The organism is Caballeronia sp. GAFFF2 (genome assembly GCF_023631485.1).
Taxonomy (GTDB): domain Bacteria; phylum Pseudomonadota; class Gammaproteobacteria; order Burkholderiales; family Burkholderiaceae; genus Caballeronia.
The window spans coordinates 38,880-56,066 of the sequence record NZ_JALQDA010000028.1 but is presented as its reverse complement, the minus strand read 5'-3'; the positions used below and the strand labels follow the sequence as shown (position 1 = coordinate 56,066).

Sequence of the window (17,187 nt, the reverse complement as noted above, 5' to 3'; positions counted from 1 at the left end):
GAGAGAAGGCCCGTGAAGTGATTTCGATAACCCTTCATGGAGCACTCACATGCCTCGCAAACTCGGTATCATCTTTCTCATCGCGGCGACGCTTGCCGCTTCTTATGCGCTCGCCAGGGGATTTGGCACGGCTTCGCGGCAATGCGTTACCGTGCAGATGATCGCATCGGACGACGCACCCGCGGACAACAGCAATAACGCGGGTACATCGCCCAAGGACAAGGAGGACAGTCCGCTCACTCGTGCACAGGACTGAGCACGGTCTCGCGCCGTGGGCTGATCTTCACGGCGGGCATGAAGAGCATGGAGACGACCGCGCCGAGCGCGACGAAGAACATCGCGGTGAAAGTCAGATGCAGCGCATGGTGCAGTGCAAGGCGGATCTCGTTATTGCTTGCAAAGTCGCCCGGCACGCTCGTCAACAAACGCTTCAACTGATCCGCGTGGACAGCAGGCATGCCGGTCACATGCGTTAGACCGTAGTTCTGCACCGCGCCGAACACCGCCGCGCCGAGCGTGTTGCCGAGATTGCGCGCAAAGAGATTGGATGCCGTCGCGCTGCCGCGTTCGTGCGGCTTCACGATCTCCTGAATCAGGATGAGGCACGAGACGCTCGTCACGCCCATGCCGAAGCCGACGACCGCCGAGCCGATTCCCGCCCACACCGGGCTCATGTCCGGGTTGAGGAACACGAACGGCAGCGAGCCAAGCGGAATGAAGAACGCGCCGCCGATCAAAAGCCGCCTCAGGCCGATGCGCGCGAACGTCCGCGAGGTGAACGTGGCGCCGCTTGGCCAGCCGACCATCATCATGGTGAGCGTGAAGCCGGCTTCGACCGGTGAGCGATGCATCACGCCCTGCACGTACATCGGCAGGAAAGTGGTGAGGCCCATCATCGCCATGCCGGCGAGCAGGGTCGCCGCGTTGCCCGCTGCAATCGGGCGATGTGCCCAGAGGCCGAAGTTGATCATCGGGTCGGCGGCGCGGCGTTCCTGCCAAACGAAGAGGCACGCGCTCGCAATCAGCACCACCACTTCCACGGCCACACGCGTGTTGCTGGCGTGGCCGGCATCGGTCAGAGCCATCATCAGCGCGGCGACGGCGGCGGTGAAAAAGAACGCGCCAGCGAAGTCGATTGACGGGCGGCCGTGGCGTTTCTCTTCGTGCAGGAACATGACGAACAGCAGCGCGGCGAGAAAGCCGATCGGCACGTTGATCCAGAAGATCCACGCCCACGAGAACTGCCGGATGAGCAGACCACCGACCATGGGTCCGAGCACGGCCGATACCGCCCACACGCTTGCCAAATAGCCCTGCACCTTGCCGCGTTCATGCGCCGGGTAAAGGTCGCCGACGATAGTCAGCACCACCGGCAAAATGGCGCCCGCGCCCACGCCTTGCAGCAAGCGGAACACGATCATTGCGGGCATCGACCAGGCAAAGCCCGCGAGCACTGAGCCGATCAAGAAGATGGCGATGCCCACGAGCACCGCGGGCTTGCGTCCATAAAGGTCGGCGAGCTTGCCGAACACCACGGTAAGCGCAGTCTGCGTGAGCAGAAACGACGAGAAAACCCAGCTGTAGAGATCGAGACCGCCGAGTTGCGTGGCGATTTGCGGCATCGCGGTGGAGACGATGGTGGCCTCGATCGCGACCATTGCCATCGACGCCATCACGGCGGCAATGACGAGCGGACGAACGGTTTGTCTGGCTTGTGGCATGCGTTTCCATGAAAGGAATGGCGCCGCCACGCGAGGCGGATACGGCGCGCGGCAACAGGCGGGCTTACACGAAGAAGGCGATACGGCCAAGGCGAAGCTGCATCAGCCGTTGTGCGGCGGGGAGGCATCGCCTATGAACTCGATGATGAAGCGGTCGACTGCAATGGTAGCGCCTGCTGAAAAAGCCTGCTCGCTTCGCCCGACTCTTCGTCCTCATTTTTCTCTAACTATCGGGGTATACGCTGGGTTCGTGGACAGAAGGTTGGTTCACATCCTCGTTCTCCTCAGCTTCGAGCGTCGGCTCCGACCCGGACCGGCGCTTCTTTTTTAGCACGTCGATGCCAGAACCCCGCGCCGAAAGATCGAAAAGTCCGAAGCCACCGAAAGCCGCTAGTAGAATCGAGACGCCAGCCGGTCCGCGTCTTTTCATCTCGATGCGTCTTCACATGATCAAATCGCTGAGAAATCAACTGGTCGTCGCGCTCGGGCTGCTCGTCAGCGCGGTAGGCTTGCTGCAGGGCATCAGCTCGTATCATCTTTGCCGGACCGGCATGGACGCACTGCTCGACATGCGCCTCGAACAAGTGGCGACCCGCATGCGCGACGGTTTCGCCGAAGGCATTCCGCAGAATCCCGCGCGCGGCACGCAGGACGATCGCGATGTCGTGGTCGTCGTGTGGAAGCCGGACGAAGCCACGCCGTTTCGCACGACCGATCCTTCTCTGCGCTTTCCGCGCGATGCAACCGCGGGCTTCGGCAGCTATCAAGTCAACGACGAATCGTGGCGCGTCTTCACGCGTCAGGACCCGACCATGACCATTCAAGTGGCGCAGCGCAACGCCGTGCGCCGCGAACTCACGCGGGAAGCCGCGACGCAGACGCTCTGGCCCATCGTCGTGCTGTTGCCGCTCGTGTGGATCGCGGTCGCGCTCGTAGTGAGCCGCTCGCTGCGCAGGCTCAAACGCCTTGGCGCGAAAGTGCAGGGCATCGATACCGCCAATCTCGAACCGTTGCCCACCTCCGGCGTGCCCGCCGAAATCGCGCCCTTCATCCATTCGATCAACACGATGATCGAGCGCCTCGCGCAATCCATCGAGTCGGAACGCAAGTTCATCGCCGATGCCGCGCATGAACTGCGCACGCCGCTCACGGCCCTGCAATTGCAGGCCGATAATCTCGCGCCGCACATCGCGCCGGGCAATCAGGAGCGTTTTCGCGAGTTGCGACGCGGCATTGGACGCGCGGGCAGCCTCATCACGCAGCTTCTGCGCATGGCGCGCGCCGATGCCCCGATGGGCGCGACGCCGCTCACGCGGGTGAATATCGCCACGGTCGTAACGAGCGCCGTGGCCGATGTCCTGCCGATTGCGCTGCAACGCGGCCTCGATATCGGCGCCGAAGAGATGGTCGAGGCCCACGTGCGCGCGGTGGAAACGGATATCGGCATGGCGGTGAAGAATCTCGTTTCGAACGCGGTGCGCTATACGCCGGATGGCGGCACCATCGACTTGCGCATGCGGCGCGAGCGCGACATGGTATGGGTCGATGTCGTCGATACGGGGCCGGGCATCGCGGAAACGCTGTTGCCGCGCGTATTCGACCGCTTCTTCAGGGCTAACCCTGATATCGAGGGTAGCGGGCTCGGCTTGTCTATCGTGAAGGCGATCGCGCAGCGCTACGGTGGCGCTGTGTCACTTCAGAATCGCGATGACGGGCGGTCGGGCATCGTCGCTTCGATTGGCTTTCCGGTCGAGGAAAGCGGCGTGGCTACCGAGGCAAACGCCGCGACAGCCGCCGCTTAAAAGGAATGGCCGCGCTGTTTTGTGCCTATTACAATGGGATCGCGTGCTGCGCGTGGGTGATGACCGCGTCAGCTTGGTCGCGTCAATGCGGTGTGCGGACTCAACATGCGAATCCTACTGATCGAAGACGACGTACAGATCGGCACCAGCCTGATGCGCGCCCTCAAGGACGTCGATTACGCCGTGGACTGGGTGCGCGACGGCCAGGCGGGCCGCGAGGCCATGGACGCCGCCGAATACACGGTAGTACTGCTCGATCTCGGCTTGCCCGGCATGTCCGGCCTCGAAGTGTTGCGTGGCGCGCGCACGGCGGGCAACGCGACGCCCGTGCTGATCCTCACGGCTCGCGACGACCTCGACACGCGCGTGCAAGGGCTCGACCTCGGCGCGGACGACTACCTCCTCAAGCCCTTCGACACGCCCGAACTGCTGGCCCGCATCCGCGCGGTGCTGCGCAGAAAGGCGGGTTATGCCACCTCGCGTCTCGGCGACGAATCGATCAATCTCAACCTCGACCAGCGCACGCTTACGTGTGGCGAGACATCCGGCGTGCTGTCGGCGAAGGAATTCGCGCTGATGCACGCACTCATGGAGCGGCCCGGCACCATCTTTTCGCGCGATCAACTCGAAGACCGGCTTTACGGCTGGGGCAAGGAAGTCGAAAGCAACGCTGTCGACGTGATCATCCATTCGGTGCGCAAAAAGTTCGGCGCAGCGGTGATCCGCAACGTGCGCGGCCTCGGCTGGACCGTGATGCTGGGGCAGGCGGGACGCGACGAAGCGAAGTGAGGGCGTGTCACGCGTAAGGGTCGTCGGGGCGACGGGGGATCGATCCGCAGAAGGTCATGCTGTACGCGTGGTCGCTTTCCTCGACCTGACGCATGCGGCGTTCGAGTTCGGCGTGATCGCCCGACGAGGCAAAGTAGTCGTCGTGCGAATGGTCGTCGGTGGCGGAAAAGAATCTGGAAAGACGTTCGAACATGATGCGCTCCTTAGGCGGACGGTTGGCGACGGCCTGCGTTCGGTATTCAGTATGGCTCGTCGATGGAAACCAGAATAAGGCGCGCGAATTAGCGTTGAATGATGGCTCGCACATGCAGTCGCCAGCACAGAGTTGAGCCTGCGAAACATGTACGCCAGCGCACGCGAATGGGCTGCCGCGTCGCACCATCGCGTGGTATCTTCTTTCACACAGGTTTCACACAAGGATGGATGTACAGCAGCGCGTTTGCCCTTTCAGTCGAACGTCTCTCGTGAACGCCGCCATGAACGAAGTGCCTCGTACTCTCAGTGCCCGCGACCGTGTCGAACTGCTTTGCTGGCTGACGTGCGGCAGCCTCGGTGCGTACTATCTCAACGGCGACTGGCCCGCGCCGTCATTTCATGTCGAAGCCGCGCGCAAGTGGCTCGACCGGCATCAGCGCGAAGCCGACTGGCTTGCTATCGCCAAACTCTCTGCCATTGCACGCGATCTTGCCGCGCGACATTGCGCCATCCTCGAATCCGACTGGGCGCGCGAAGCGGTCGAAGAGATTTTGGACAGCGAAGACCTCAACTTCAATTCGGGCGTGGTGCGGCCCATTCTGGAGGATTGCCGCCGGGCGTTGGCGGAGAAGCGGGTTCCGGAGTAGACGATTAACGTACGCGAGTCGTGAGGGCGGTCGCGCCGCCAACCGCAGGCCGCTAGCGCCACGTGCTCTATCTAGCGAATTATAGGAAAGTATAAGGTAGTCGAGATATACTACGCTATATATTGTTATAGAGTCATAGTCATGGATCCGGTTCGGAACCCATTTGCGCCCGGTGCCGGTAGCCAGCCGCCCGAACTCGCTGGGCGCGAAGCAATCATCGAGGACGCACGTATCGCCATTGAACGCGCGGTGCTCTGTAAGCCCAGCCGTTCGCAAATGTTCCTGGGCTTACGCGGCGTAGGCAAGACCGTGCTGCTCAACGCAGTCGAAGCGCTCGCTAATCAGCGTGGCCACGTCACTTCCATGATCGAGGCGCCCGAGAACAAATCGTTGGGTGAGCAACTGCTGCCACGCATGCATCAAGTGCTTCGAAAACTGTCCGTCGCCGCGAATGCCAAGGCGAAGACTTACGACGCGCTGCGAGCGTTGAGGTCGTTTGCCTCCGCATTCAAGTTGGAATATGGCGATGTCTCGATCGCGGTGGATCCCGAAGTAGGAGTCGCGGACAGCGGCGACCTCGAGAATGATCTTCCAGAACTGTTCGTGCGTATCGGCGAGGCCGCTAAAGCTGCCGGTAAAGCCTGGACGCTCCTGATCGATGAAGTCCAGTACCTAAGCGAAAAAGACTTAGCCGCTCTCATCGTGTCATTGCACAAGATCAACCAGGCGCGCTTGCCCGTGCTGTTTTTCGGCGCCGGCTTGCCACAGGTCGCGGCCCTGTCGGGACAAGCCAAATCGTATGCGGAGCGGCTGTTTCACTACCCGGAGGTCGGTGCTCTGCCTGAGGACGATGCCAAGGCAGCGATCCGTCAACCAGTGAACGACGAAGGCGCCGGTATCGACGATGCTGCTCTGAAAGAGATTTTCCTCAAGACGAGAGGCTATCCCTACTTTCTGCAGGAGTGGGGCCATCAGTCCTGGAATCTCGCCGTCGGCGACACGATTACCGTACGCGACGCAAGGCGCGCCGAGTCGACAACGCTCAAGCGTCTGGACGAAGGGTTCTTCAAAGTTCGCTTCGATCGCCTGACGCCCAAGGAACGCGAATACGTCATTGCCATGGCGAAATTAGGCAGTGGCCCTTATCGTTCGTCCGACGTTGCGGACGCGCTCGGCGAAACCCCGCAGAGTCTCGGTCCTCGCCGCGCGCAGATCATTAACAAAGGCATGATCTACAGTCCGTCCCATGGTGATATCGCGTTCACCGTGCCGATGTTCAATGACTACCTGATTCGCAATTTAAGCATTCTTGGCTGACCGGGCTGCGGATTTGCGCCGAGCGCCGCTAGGGACATAAGGCAGACTAGCGCGAATCACTGTATGAATGTACAGTATGCGCATTTTCCGCGTTCTTCGCGCCCGCGCATGTTTAGCCACGTCCTTCGCACGTCGTCGTCTTCCGGCCTTGTCGGCACGCGTCCGTTCTAGGCAATGGACACGCCCGCCACGCCCACGCCTCGCCGTATCGCGCATCTGGACATGGATGCGTTCTTCGCCTCCGTCGAATTGCTGCGCTATCCCGAACTGCGCGGTCAGCCGGTGGTGGTCGGCGGCGGACGCAATGCCATTCCCGAGACGCTGGCCGATGGCACACGCCGCTTCAGAAAACTGCGTGACTACGCGGGGCGCGGTGTCGTCACCACCTCCACTTACGAAGCGCGCAAGTTCGGCGTGTTCTCGGCCATGGGCATGATGAAGGCCGCGCAACTCGCGCCCGACGCCATTCTTCTGCCCACGGATTTCGAGTCGTATCGCCATTACTCGCGGCTCTTCAAGACAGCCGTCGCGGCGTTCACGTCGCAGATAGAGAATCGCGGCATCGACGAGATTTATATCGACGTGACGGACATGACGGGCGATTCCGCGAGCATCGGCCGGCGCATGAAGGACGCGGTGCACGAAGCCACCGGGCTTACGTGCTCGATCTGCATCGCGCCGAACAAGCTGCTGGCGAAGATCGGCTCGGAGCTCGACAAGCCCGACGGCCTGACCATCCTGACGATGGACGATCTCCCCACACGCATCTGGCCGCTCGCGGCGCGCAAGGTGAATGGCATCGGGCCCAAGGCGAGCGAAAGGCTGGCGGCGCTCGGTATCGAGACGGTGGGTGACATTGCCGCCGCCGACCTGGGATTTCTGCAGACGCATTTTGGCGGCACTTACGCCGCATGGCTCGCGCGTATCGCGCAGGGACAGGACGATCGGCCCGTGGTCGTGAGTTCGCAGCCGAAGTCGATGAGCCGTGAGACCACGTTCGAGCGCGATCTGCATCCGAAGAACGACCGCGCGAAGCTCTCCGAGGCGTTCACGGGGCTGTGCAAGAAAGTCGCCGACGACCTACAGCGCAAAGGTTACGTAGGCCGCACGGTCGGCATCAAGCTGCGTTTCGACGACTTCCGCACGCTCACGCGTGATCTGACCATTCCCGTTTCCACCGACGACCCTGTCGAGATTCGCCGCGCCGCTACCGAATGCGTGAAGCGCATTACGCTGGATCGACGGCTGCGGTTGCTCGGCGTGCGCGTGAGCGCGTTGAGCGTGCGCGGAGAGGACGGCGGCTTCATCGAACCGATTCAAGTGGAACTGCCGTTCGACTGAGGCGTTAAGCGCCAAAGGGAATAAGCAAATCGCGGATCGTTCGTTGGCGGCACGGCTGCGACGAAGTAGATTGGCTGTCTTTGCGCCGTTCAAGAACATCGTGACGATCCTCGCACCGACCCTCGAAAGTTCGACCCAAGCCGCCGATCGATCCATCGACGAATCCATTCAAATTCGCGCCTTCGACGCGCCGCTCGGCGCCGAGGTCATCGGGCTCGATCTGAGCAAGCCGCTCTCGCAAGCCGATTTCGCGCGCATTCATCGCGCGCATCTCGATCATCACGTGCTCGTGTTTCGCGACCAGCGCATCACGCCGGAACAGCAGGTCACGTTCAGCAAGCGCTTCGGGCCGCTGCAAATTCACGTGCTCAAGCAGTTCGCGCTCGCCGGGCATCCGGAAGTGCTGATCGTTTCCAACGTGCTCGAAAACGGCAAGCCGATCGGTCTCGGCGATGCCGGGCACTTCTGGCACTCGGACCTCTCGTACAAGGAAACGCCGAGTCTCGGCTCACTGCTGCATGCGCAGGAGTTGCCGAAAGTTGGCGGCGATACGCTGTTTTCGAATCAGCATCTTGCGTGGGATACGTTGCCCGAGCATCTGCGTCGCGCAGTCGAAGGACGCCGCGCGGAGCATACCTATCTTGCCAAATACGCCGAGTTGCAGAAACGCAGTCCGTGGCGCCCGAACCTGACGCCCGAGCAAATCGCGCAGGTCAAACCGGTGGTGCATCCCATTGTGCGGACGCATCCGGAGAACGGGCGTCGCGCGCTTTTCGTGAGCGAGCACTTCACCACGCGCATCATCGACATGCCGGAAGACGAGAGCCGCGCGCTCCTCGACGAAATCTTCGCGCATAGCGTGAAGCCGGAGTTTCTTTACCGCCACGAGTGGCGCGATCACGACATGGTGTTCTGGGACAACCGCTCGGTCATGCACTTGGCCGCCGGCACGTCCGACGACGAACGCCGCAAGCTGTATCGCACGACCATTGAAGGCGACGCGCCGTTCTGAGCGCTTATTTCACGGGGTTTTCTCACATGCATTCTCGTTTCGGGAAGCGTTCGTTGCGCGCGCTCGCCGCCGCGCTCGTCGTCTCGTTGGGCTGTTCGGCGACCGCGCAGGCGGAAGGCACGTTGCGCGTGGCCGAGCAATTCGGCGTGGTTTATCTGCTGCTCAACGTGGCGCGCGATCAGAAGTTCATCGAGCAGGAAGGCAAGAAGCAAGGCGTCGATATCAAGGTCGATTGGGCCAAGCTCTCGGGTGGCGCGAGCATCAACGACGCGTTGTTGTCCGGCTCCGTGGATATCGCGGCGGCAGGCGTCGGTCCGTTGCTCACGATCTGGGATCGCACGCACGGCAAGCAGAACGTGAAGGGCGTGGCGTCGCTTGGCAATCTGCCGTATTACCTCGTATCGAACGATCCACGCGTGAAGACCATCGCCGATTTCAGCGATAAAGATCGAATAGCGGTGCCGGCCGTAGGCGTCTCGGTGCAGTCGCGCATTCTGCAATTCGCATCGGCCAAGCAATGGGGCGACAAGCAGTACGATCGCCTCGACAAGCTCACGCAAGCGGTGCCGCATCCGGACGCGGCGGCGGCCATCATCGCGGGCGGCACGGAAATCAACGCGCACTTTGGCAATCCGCCGTTCCAGCAGCAGGAACTCGCGGGCAATCCGAAAGCGCATATCGTGCTCAACTCGTATGACGTGCTGGGTGGGCCGAGTTCGGCCACCGTGCTTTATGCAACGGAGAAGTTCCGCAATGAGAACCCGAAGACGTATCGCGCTTTCGTCGATGGCCTCAACGATGCGGCGCGCTTTGTCACCGCCAATCCCGAGAAGGCGGCCGACATCTATCTGCGCGTGAACAACGCGAAGCTCGACCGTGATCTGCTCCTCAAGGTCATCAAGGACCCTGCTGTGCAGTTCAAGGTCCAGCCGCAGAACACCTTTCCGCTTGCGCAGTTCATGCATCGCGTGGGCGCGATCAAGAACGATCCCAAATCGTGGCAAGACTACTTTTTCGACGATCCCGTGACGCGCGGCGGCAGTTGATATCGAGTTGATATCGCGCTGACTGCTTTCCATATTCGCAAAGATTGGTTAGGCGAACGTGCCGCCCTGACTATGCTTGAGGATTGCATTCAGGCATAAGATCATGGCGGCGAATCCCCAAGCCATTTATCCGCGCGACCCCCAGCCCGAAGCCGGGACGAGCGGCAAGCTGCTGTCGGCCAGAAACGTTTCTCTCGAATACCGCACGCCCGAAAGGCTCGTGCGGGCCACGCACGATGTCAGCTTCGACGTCTACGGCGCCGACCGCTTCGTGCTGCTCGGCCCTTCGGGCTGCGGCAAATCCACCTTGCTGAAGGCCGTCGCGGGCTTTATCGAACCGGTGTCGGGCAGTATCGAAATAGCCGGTGAGCGCGTGAAGGGGCCGGGCGCGGATCGTATCGTCGTGTTCCAGGAATTCGATCAGTTGCCGCCGTGGAAGACGGTGCTGCAAAACGTCGCGTTTCCGCTGCGTGTTGCGCGCAAGCTCAGTCGCGCCGAGGCGCGGGAACGCGCGCTCCATTATCTCGACAAGGTAGGTTTGGCGCGTTTCGCGGATGCCTATCCCCATACGCTCTCGGGCGGCATGAAGCAACGTGTGGCGATTGCACGCGCGCTTGCCATGCAGCCGCGCATTCTGCTGATGGACGAGCCCTTCGCCGCACTCGATGCACTTACGCGCCGCCGCATGCAGGAAGAGTTGCTGCGTCTGTGGAGCGATGAGCGCTTCACACTCATGTTCGTCACGCATTCGATCGAAGAGGCGTTGATCGTCGGCAATCGCATCTTGTTACTGACGCCGCATCCGGGACGCGTGCGCGCCGAACTGAATAGCCATCAATATACGCAGGAGAGTCTGGGTCGCGGGGAGTTTCAGCAGAGCGTCGCGCGCATTCATCGCTTGCTGTTCGAAGAGGAGGCCGTGCAATGAGCACGCCGCATCTCGCCGCACCGCCGGTACGCCCGGAATATGAAGTGGAGCCTGCCGCGCCCGCGGACATTCAGTATCAAAGCGAAGTCAAACTGCCGCTTGCGCGGCGGATAGCGGACACGTCGTGGCTGCGCAAGACGCTGATTGCGCTGGTGCTCATCGGCATTTGGGAAATCGCCGCGCGCTTCGTCGATAACGATCTTTTACTGCCGACGTTCAGCGCAACGGCCGTTGCGTTCGTGCAGGGGATCATCTCGGGCGAGCTCATCGACAAGGTTGCCATTTCAATATCGGTGCTGTTGCGCGGTTATTTGCTCGGCGCGGCGCTCGCGTTCGTCTTGACGTCGCTTGCGGTCTCGACGCGCATTGGCCGGGATATCTTGTCGATGCTCACGGCAATGTTCAATCCGTTGCCGTCCATCGCGCTGTTACCGCTGGCGTTGTTGTGGTTCGGCCTTGGCACGGGCAGCTTGTTGTTCGTGCTGGTGCATTCGGTCTTGTGGCCGCTCGCGCTCAACACCTATTCGGGTTTTCAGGCGGTGCCTTCGACCTTGCGCATGACAGGCCGCAATTACGGGCTGACGGGCTTGCGTCATGTGGTGCTGATTCTCGTGCCTGCCGCGTTGCCGTCGATTCTTGCCGGCTTGCGAGTGGGCTGGGCATTCGCGTGGCGGACCTTGATTGCAGCGGAGCTTGTCTTCGGCGCGAGTTCAGGAAAGGGCGGGCTTGGCTGGTACATCTTTCAGAATCGCAACGAGCTTTACACGGATCGCGTTTTCGCGGGACTTGCAGCGGTGATCGTGATCGGTCTTGCTGTCGAGCATCTCGTGTTCGATACGGTCGAGCGTGTCACCGTGCGCCGCTGGGGCGTGCAAAATTAATCGGATTCGTGCATTTGAATGTCGGCCCCGCATGGCGCAGCCAGCGGGGCCGATTTGTCTTTAAAGCTTGGCCAATCCATGCTCGCGTGCCGGCATGAAGGCGCGCACCAGCATATAAATTCCGGCGATGCCAACCAGCACATAGACGATCCGCGATAGCGGCGAGGCCACGCCGAAGATCGCCGCCACGAGATCGAGCTGCAGCAGTCCAACCAGCCCCCAATTCAACGCACCGATGATGACAAGCGCGCCAGCGACCCAATCGATCGGGCTACGGTGAACGCGAACGGTTCCTTTCGATGAAACAGTAGACATTTTTGGTGATCCTAATGAATTACGAGGGAAAAAAGAGCCGCAATCGAGCGGCTCTTTTCGTTCCGGTTCCGCACCGCATTAGCCGCAGAACCGGAGGTTACTACTTAATGCAGCTTAGTTCGAGGTTGCGGCCGTTGCCATGCCGGAGCCGAGATCGGCGCCGGTGGTCGGGTCGCTCGACGGGTCCGATGCGGTACGCGTAGCCATTGCCTGCAACGCATCCACCTCTTCCTTCGATACGCCGACGGTGGCCGTGCCATCGCCGCCATCGACTGCGGGTTGCGGATCTTCGACGAACTTCCAGTCGCCGCCTTCATTCCACGAACCGCGCGCGTCATCGCCCTTCGACATATTGAAGTACACGCTCGTGAATTCCGGCTGACCGGGCAGCTTGCCTTGCGGGAAATTCGGCTGAATGGAATGCAGCGCCTTTTCGAAGGACTTCTGATGCGCGATTTCACGCGTCATCAAAAAGCCGAGCGCTTCCTTGATGCCCGGATCGTCGGTCACGTTGATAAGGCGTTCATAGACGATCTTCGCACGTGCTTCCGCCGCGATATTCGAGCGCAGGTCGGCAGTCGGTTCGCCGATCGTATCGATATAAGCTGCGGTCCAAGGCACACCGGCCGAGTTCGTAAGCGCCGGTCCGCCGCCATAGAGCAGAGCGGTCGTGTGCGAGTCGTTACCGTGACCGGTCATCGAGCGATACAGCTCGGCTTCGGTCTGCACGGCTTCGGCGAGTTGGCCCTTTGCGCCCTTGTTGAGCATGGCCACGATCGAGCCGATGATTTCCAGATGGCTCAGTTCTTCGGTGGCGATATCGAACAGCAGGTCCTTGCGGCCCGGATCGTCTTCCGATACAGCTTGCGTGAAGTAACGGCATGCCGCCGCCAGTTCGCCTTGCGGCCCGCCGAACTGCTCTAGCAGAAGATTGGCAAGACCAGGATTCGGCGCAGCTACGCGGACGGTGTATTGCAGACGCTTATTGTGAACGAACATATCAGCCACTCCTTTGTAACAGCGAGCGCCGTCCTGCAGCGGACGAGCGCACGCATTCGGTTTTAGATGAGTTGTTGATCTCGCGGCGACCGAGAGGACGTTGTTGCGTCACTTGCGGTCATCTTGCTGCGAGCCTCAGCGCATGGTTCGCGCTGGCTGAACGGCCGGGGACAGGGCCGAATTGAGTCGTTGAATGGGGAACCGAGTTCATGCAGCCGCGTGGACTGGCAAGGCGTCGGCTTGTGGGTACTACAGCAACCGCCGTGCCATTGAATCCGTCATGCAGCTTTTTCCTTCAGCGTTCAGCGAGAAGCACCGATCGCCCGAGAAGTATCTGGACGTTCGCAATCGGTGTGCCGCGACCCGGTTGTGACCGGAACTTACGGCACGCGGAATAGCCTTTGCTCTGGGCTAACGACTCTCAAAGCTCAAAGGAAAGTATGCATTCCAGATTAATTGAAACCTTATCGCGCGCGATGTTCTCCGGCGCAAGCGCGGGTGTGGCGTCGGCGCTCGTCGCAGCGGCAGGCGCGTCGAAATCCGGGCATCGTCCTTATTCGGCGATGAACGCTGTCGCGCATTGCGTCTGGCCCGATCAGGCGCCAAAGGAGGAGGCGCCCAGCGTTCAATTTACCGCCGTCGGTTCTGGCATCCATCTGGGCAGCGCGGTTTTTTGGGGCGTGCTATTCGAAACGCTGTGCACTTCGCGTGCGCGTCCGCGTGATGTCGTTGCTGCCGCGATTGCAACGTCAGTCACTGCTTATGTCGTGGATTACCATGTCGTCCCTAAACGCTTCACGCCGGGATACGAAGCCCGTTTGAGCAAGCGCGCCTTGGCATCGACTTACGTGGCACTGGGTGCGGGGTTTGCCATGGTGGCGTTGGCGCGCATGGGGCGATCGCGCTAAAGGATGTGAGGTGCGGTCCGTGATGCGTCATACCAAATGAGTCGCGACGCCAGGGCAACGCCGCGACGATTAGAGCATGGTCAGTCTTGCAAGTCCGCCGGCACCTTGCCTCCGTTCTCCGCCAGCTTCTTCATGACTTGCTTATGAAGCCAGATGTTCATGGACGCGGAATCGTCGGTGTTGCCGGTGTAGTGCAACTCGGCGGCTAGCGACTTGCGCGCATCCAGGCTGCTGTCGAGATCGAGCAACTTAAGCAAGTCGACAATCGAAGTGCGCCAGTTCAGGGTCGCACCGCTTTGCTGCTGCTTCTGCGTGAGGATTGCTTCGACATCCACTTCGGGCATCGGCGTGACCGGCGGGCGCGCGGGTTCGGCGCTTGCCGTGCCTACGGGCGTGCTCGTCGGCGTGCCCGATGCCGTCGGTGTCGCCGGCGCTGCGCCCGGTGAAGCGGGCGGAGTAGCGGCGCCGGATGCGCTCGCGGCCGGATGATCGTGCGGGAAAATCTTGTTCAGGATGCTTGAAAAAATGCTCATGGTTCCTCCGTTGGTTTCATTGGTGTTTTGCGATGAAGCCTGTTATTTCTTCACCGGCCGTCGGACGAGGACGCATAAAGCAAGCCTGCTTCCGACAGACTCGTACGTCATGGTGAGCGAACCATCGGACAGATAGTCTCGAATGGTGGTTGTCGATGCCAATCTCGATCGCCCGCCCACTTGCAGCCATCGACGCGACGGACATGACGCTCAAACAGCCTACGTTCAGCACTCCGGCTTTCCGAGCACATCCAGAAAAGCCCGCACCTTCGCACTCAACAAACGACGTGAGCTATATAGCGCCCAGATCGCGACGGCCGGACCCGCATCCTCCCCCAACGCGACCAGCCTGCCCGCAGCCACATCCGGCGCAACGAGCAACCCAGGCAGAAGCGCGGCGCCCGCACCATCCAGCACGGCTTCGCGTATCAATAAGAGCGACGACATACGCAACACCGTCCGTGCTTCGATGGTGCGTGACTTGCCATTGGCGGTACGAATTTGCCAAGGCGTGTCGTTTGCGGTGGAAAGCGTGATCGCAGGCAGCGACGCGGGAAGTTCATCGCTGTCGATAAGCGAAGGCGCAGCAACCAGCACGCGCCGGTCGATCGCAATCTGACGGCCCATGAGTAGTACGTCGGCCGCCGGATTCACGCGTATCACGAGGTCATAAGCGTCTTGCACGGGATCGACCAGACGGTCCTCGGCTACGAGCTCAAGTTCGACTTCGGGATAAGCAAGCGCGAACCGGGCAGCCACACGCGCAAGCACCGCATGCGTGAACACGACGGGCCCGCTTACGCGCAGCTTGCCGCGTGGCACGGGTGCGCGCGAGGCGATCGATTCGCCGAGATCGGCGATATCCGCGAGCAGTCCGTGCGTTCCCTGATGCAGCGCCTGACCGTCCTCCGTGAGCCGCAACGTGCCCGAGCCGCGCTCGATCAGCCGCACGCCGAGCTCCTGTTCGAGTTCGGCGACACGCCGCGAGAGCGTGGCTTTTGGCCGGTCGAGCTTGCGCGCGGCGGCCGCGAAACCGCCATGTTGGGCGACGGCGTTGAAATCGGCGAGAGCGATCAGATTCATAGCGTTCCATCCGTGAGACGGGGCGTCTTGTTTTCAGGGCTTCCGACTCGAAAGCGGAACGCCTATCGTATCAACACCGGGCCTCTTGACGGCCCGATCAACTCGAAAACTGGAGAATCAACATGGCTATTCTCGTTACAGGAAGCACGGGCGTGATCGGCACGCAGGTCATCGAACAACTCGCGCGGCTGGATGGCGGCGTCGAGGTGAGGGCGCTGACGCGCAAGCCCGCGGACGCGAAGTTTCCGGCGCACGTCAAGCCAGTGCAGGGCGATCTGAGCGGCCTCTCTTCGTTTGCAGCGGCGCTCGCCGATATCGACACGCTGTTCCTGCTCGCGCCGAACGCTGCCGACGAACTCACGCAGGCCCTGCAGGCTTTGAGCCTTGCACGCGAGGCGGGCGTGAAGGGCATCGTCTATTTGTCGGTATTCAAGGGCGACGAATATGCGGATGTGCCGCACTTCACGAGCAAGCACACCGTGGAGCGCATGATCGAGCGTGAGGCGCTGCCCGTCACCGTGCTGCGTCCGGCGTATTTCATGCAGAACGACGTGCGCCAGAAAGAGCCGCTGCTGAACGCGGGAATCTTCGGCATGCCTATCGGCGATAAGGGGATTTCGATGGTCGATGTGCGCGATATCGGTGAGGCGGCCGCGCGCGAATTGCTCAGACGCGAACACGCAACCGACGCGCTGCCCGCCGAAACGTACGACCTCGTCGGACTGGAGGCGATCACTGGGACGAGCGTCGCGGCTATCTGGACCGAAGCCTTGCAGCGCCCCATCCGTTACGCCGGCGACGACCTCGCTCCTTTGCAGGCAAGCCTCAAGGCGGCGCCCGAATGGCTCGCGTACGACATGCAACTCATGATGCGGCGCTATCAGCGGGAAGGCGCGGTGGCAACGGCCGCGCACATCGAGCGCCTGAGCGCGCTGTTGCAGAGGCCGCCGCGGTCGTATCGCGACTTTGCGCGGGAGACGGCGAGCGGCTGGCTCGACGCTTGAGCGGACGGTTCAGGCGCGCAGATTCCACTTGATGATCGCGCGGGTGTCGCGCTCGAAGCCGAGCACGCTCATCGACGCGGTATCGAGCACGAGATGCGCGCCGAACGTGGCCGTGCCGGTGACCCACTGCGCCGCGAGCACGCGCAGAAAGTGCGCGTGCGAAAAGATGGCGATATGCGTCTTGCCGGAGCCAGTCAGCCGGTCGATCACGGATTGCGCGCGGCGTCCGATATCGGCGGCAATCTCGCCTTGGGGCATGGGGGAAGTCCAGACCGACCAGTCGGGAATCTCCTGGCGGATATCGACGGTCTTCCTGCCTTCGTAGATGCCGTAGTCCCATTCGTGCAGCGACGGCTCGACCTCGGCTTGATCGCCGAGACCCGCGAGCTTGCAGGTCTCCCGCGCGCGGCTCATTGGACTCGTGAGCACGAGATCGAACGACTGGGCGGCGAGCACGGGTGCGAGCGCCGATGCCTGCTTGCGGCCTTCGTCGGTCAAGGGGATATCGGTCGAACCGGTGTGCTGGCCCGACTTGCTCCATTCGGTTTCGCCATGCCGGATCAGCCAGATATGCATGCTGTCGTGGGGTTTGGAATCGGCCATGATGTGGGGAGAGTGGTTCGCGCACACGCGCGGCGTGGCTTGCATGGTAAGGGTTATGGGAGC

The 17,187-nt window shown here is 61.6% G+C and carries 19 protein-coding genes; 12 read left to right on the top strand and 7 right to left on the bottom strand.

Annotated elements, in window-relative coordinates:
• Positions 1-49 precede the first annotated feature (49 nt).
• Positions 50-256: a hypothetical protein gene (locus NCT04_RS20710; RefSeq protein ID WP_250467512.1), complete on the top strand. Its 207-nt coding sequence runs from the start codon at positions 50-52 to the stop codon at positions 254-256.
• Here the strand turns inward: NCT04_RS20710 and NCT04_RS20705 are convergent.
• Positions 237-1,721, bottom strand: coding sequence for an MDR family MFS transporter (locus NCT04_RS20705; RefSeq protein ID WP_250467511.1), 1,485 nt, complete (start codon positions 1,719-1,721; stop codon positions 237-239). The genes NCT04_RS20710 and NCT04_RS20705 overlap by 20 nt on opposite strands.
• A gap of 446 nt (positions 1,722-2,167) precedes the next feature.
• Here NCT04_RS20705 and NCT04_RS20700 point away from each other — a divergent pair, with 446 nt between their 5' ends.
• On the top strand, positions 2,168-3,523 hold the full coding sequence (locus NCT04_RS20700; RefSeq protein WP_250467510.1) for a sensor histidine kinase: 1,356 nt from the start codon (positions 2,168-2,170) through the stop codon (positions 3,521-3,523).
• Between the two features lie 105 nt (positions 3,524-3,628).
• Positions 3,629-4,312: a response regulator transcription factor gene (locus NCT04_RS20695; protein WP_244828763.1), complete on the top strand. Its 684-nt coding sequence runs from the start codon at positions 3,629-3,631 to the stop codon at positions 4,310-4,312.
• Positions 4,313-4,319: 7 nt separating this feature from the next.
• Here NCT04_RS20695 and NCT04_RS20690 read toward each other — a convergent pair whose 3' ends face one another.
• Positions 4,320-4,505 (bottom strand): transcriptional regulator, encoded by a 186-nt coding sequence (locus tag NCT04_RS20690; protein ID WP_244828762.1) that lies wholly within the window; start codon positions 4,503-4,505, stop codon positions 4,320-4,322.
• A 283-nt stretch (positions 4,506-4,788) separates the two neighbouring features.
• Here NCT04_RS20690 and NCT04_RS20685 point away from each other — a divergent pair, with 283 nt between their 5' ends.
• The 7 genes from NCT04_RS20685 to NCT04_RS20655 all read left to right on the top strand — a co-directional run bounded on the left by NCT04_RS20685 (position 4,789) and on the right by NCT04_RS20655 (position 11,679).
• Positions 4,789-5,154, top strand: coding sequence for a hypothetical protein (locus tag NCT04_RS20685; RefSeq protein WP_250467509.1), 366 nt, complete (start codon positions 4,789-4,791; stop codon positions 5,152-5,154).
• A gap of 141 nt (positions 5,155-5,295) precedes the next feature.
• A complete protein-coding gene (locus NCT04_RS20680) occupies positions 5,296-6,471 on the top strand; it encodes an ATP-binding protein (RefSeq protein WP_250467508.1) in 1,176 nt (391 codons plus the stop codon).
• Positions 6,472-6,645: 174 nt separating this feature from the next.
• Entirely contained in the window at positions 6,646-7,812 is a 1,167-nt protein-coding gene (gene dinB / locus NCT04_RS20675; RefSeq protein WP_250467507.1) for a DNA polymerase IV, read from the top strand.
• A 154-nt stretch (positions 7,813-7,966) separates the two neighbouring features.
• Complete coding sequence (locus NCT04_RS20670) at positions 7,967-8,824, top strand: TauD/TfdA dioxygenase family protein (RefSeq protein WP_250467702.1); 858 nt, start codon at positions 7,967-7,969, stop codon at positions 8,822-8,824.
• A 26-nt stretch (positions 8,825-8,850) separates the two neighbouring features.
• Positions 8,851-9,870 (top strand): ABC transporter substrate-binding protein, encoded by a 1,020-nt coding sequence (locus NCT04_RS20665; protein WP_250467506.1) that lies wholly within the window; start codon positions 8,851-8,853, stop codon positions 9,868-9,870.
• 103 nt (positions 9,871-9,973) lie between these two features.
• A complete protein-coding gene (locus NCT04_RS20660) occupies positions 9,974-10,798 on the top strand; it encodes an ABC transporter ATP-binding protein (protein WP_250467505.1) in 825 nt (274 codons plus the stop codon).
• Positions 10,795-11,679, top strand: a complete 885-nt coding sequence (locus NCT04_RS20655; protein ID WP_250467504.1) for an ABC transporter permease — start codon at positions 10,795-10,797, stop codon at positions 11,677-11,679. The genes NCT04_RS20660 and NCT04_RS20655 overlap by 4 nt, the downstream gene beginning before the upstream one ends.
• A gap of 60 nt (positions 11,680-11,739) precedes the next feature.
• Here the strand turns inward: NCT04_RS20655 and NCT04_RS20650 are convergent, their stop codons facing one another.
• Positions 11,740-11,994 carry a DUF378 domain-containing protein gene (locus NCT04_RS20650; RefSeq protein ID WP_250467503.1) on the bottom strand — a complete coding sequence of 85 codons (255 nt, stop codon included), beginning with the start codon at positions 11,992-11,994 and terminating at the stop codon, positions 11,740-11,742.
• A 114-nt stretch (positions 11,995-12,108) separates the two neighbouring features.
• A complete protein-coding gene (locus NCT04_RS20645) occupies positions 12,109-12,993 on the bottom strand; it encodes a manganese catalase family protein (protein ID WP_244828755.1) in 885 nt (294 codons plus the stop codon).
• A gap of 440 nt (positions 12,994-13,433) precedes the next feature.
• On the opposite strand from NCT04_RS20645, the gene NCT04_RS20640 reads away from it, so the two are divergent.
• Positions 13,434-13,901, top strand: a complete 468-nt coding sequence (locus NCT04_RS20640) for a hypothetical protein (protein ID WP_250467502.1) — start codon at positions 13,434-13,436, stop codon at positions 13,899-13,901.
• Between the two features lie 80 nt (positions 13,902-13,981).
• Here NCT04_RS20640 and NCT04_RS20635 read toward each other — a convergent pair whose 3' ends face one another.
• Positions 13,982-14,434 (bottom strand): DUF3597 domain-containing protein, encoded by a 453-nt coding sequence (locus NCT04_RS20635; RefSeq protein ID WP_250467501.1) that lies wholly within the window; start codon positions 14,432-14,434, stop codon positions 13,982-13,984.
• 225 nt (positions 14,435-14,659) lie between these two features.
• Entirely contained in the window at positions 14,660-15,517 is an 858-nt protein-coding gene (locus NCT04_RS20630) for a LysR family transcriptional regulator (protein WP_250467500.1), read from the bottom strand.
• Between the two features lie 122 nt (positions 15,518-15,639).
• Here NCT04_RS20630 and NCT04_RS20625 point away from each other — a divergent pair, with 122 nt between their 5' ends.
• The gene (locus tag NCT04_RS20625; RefSeq protein WP_250467499.1) at positions 15,640-16,521 is read left to right on the top strand and encodes an NmrA family NAD(P)-binding protein; all 882 of its coding nucleotides are present in this window, start codon (positions 15,640-15,642) and stop codon (positions 16,519-16,521) included.
• A gap of 9 nt (positions 16,522-16,530) precedes the next feature.
• On the opposite strand, the gene NCT04_RS20620 is transcribed toward NCT04_RS20625, so the two are convergent.
• Entirely contained in the window at positions 16,531-17,124 is a 594-nt protein-coding gene (locus tag NCT04_RS20620) for a histidine phosphatase family protein (protein WP_250467498.1), read from the bottom strand.
• Between the last annotated feature and the right edge of the window lie 63 nt (positions 17,125-17,187).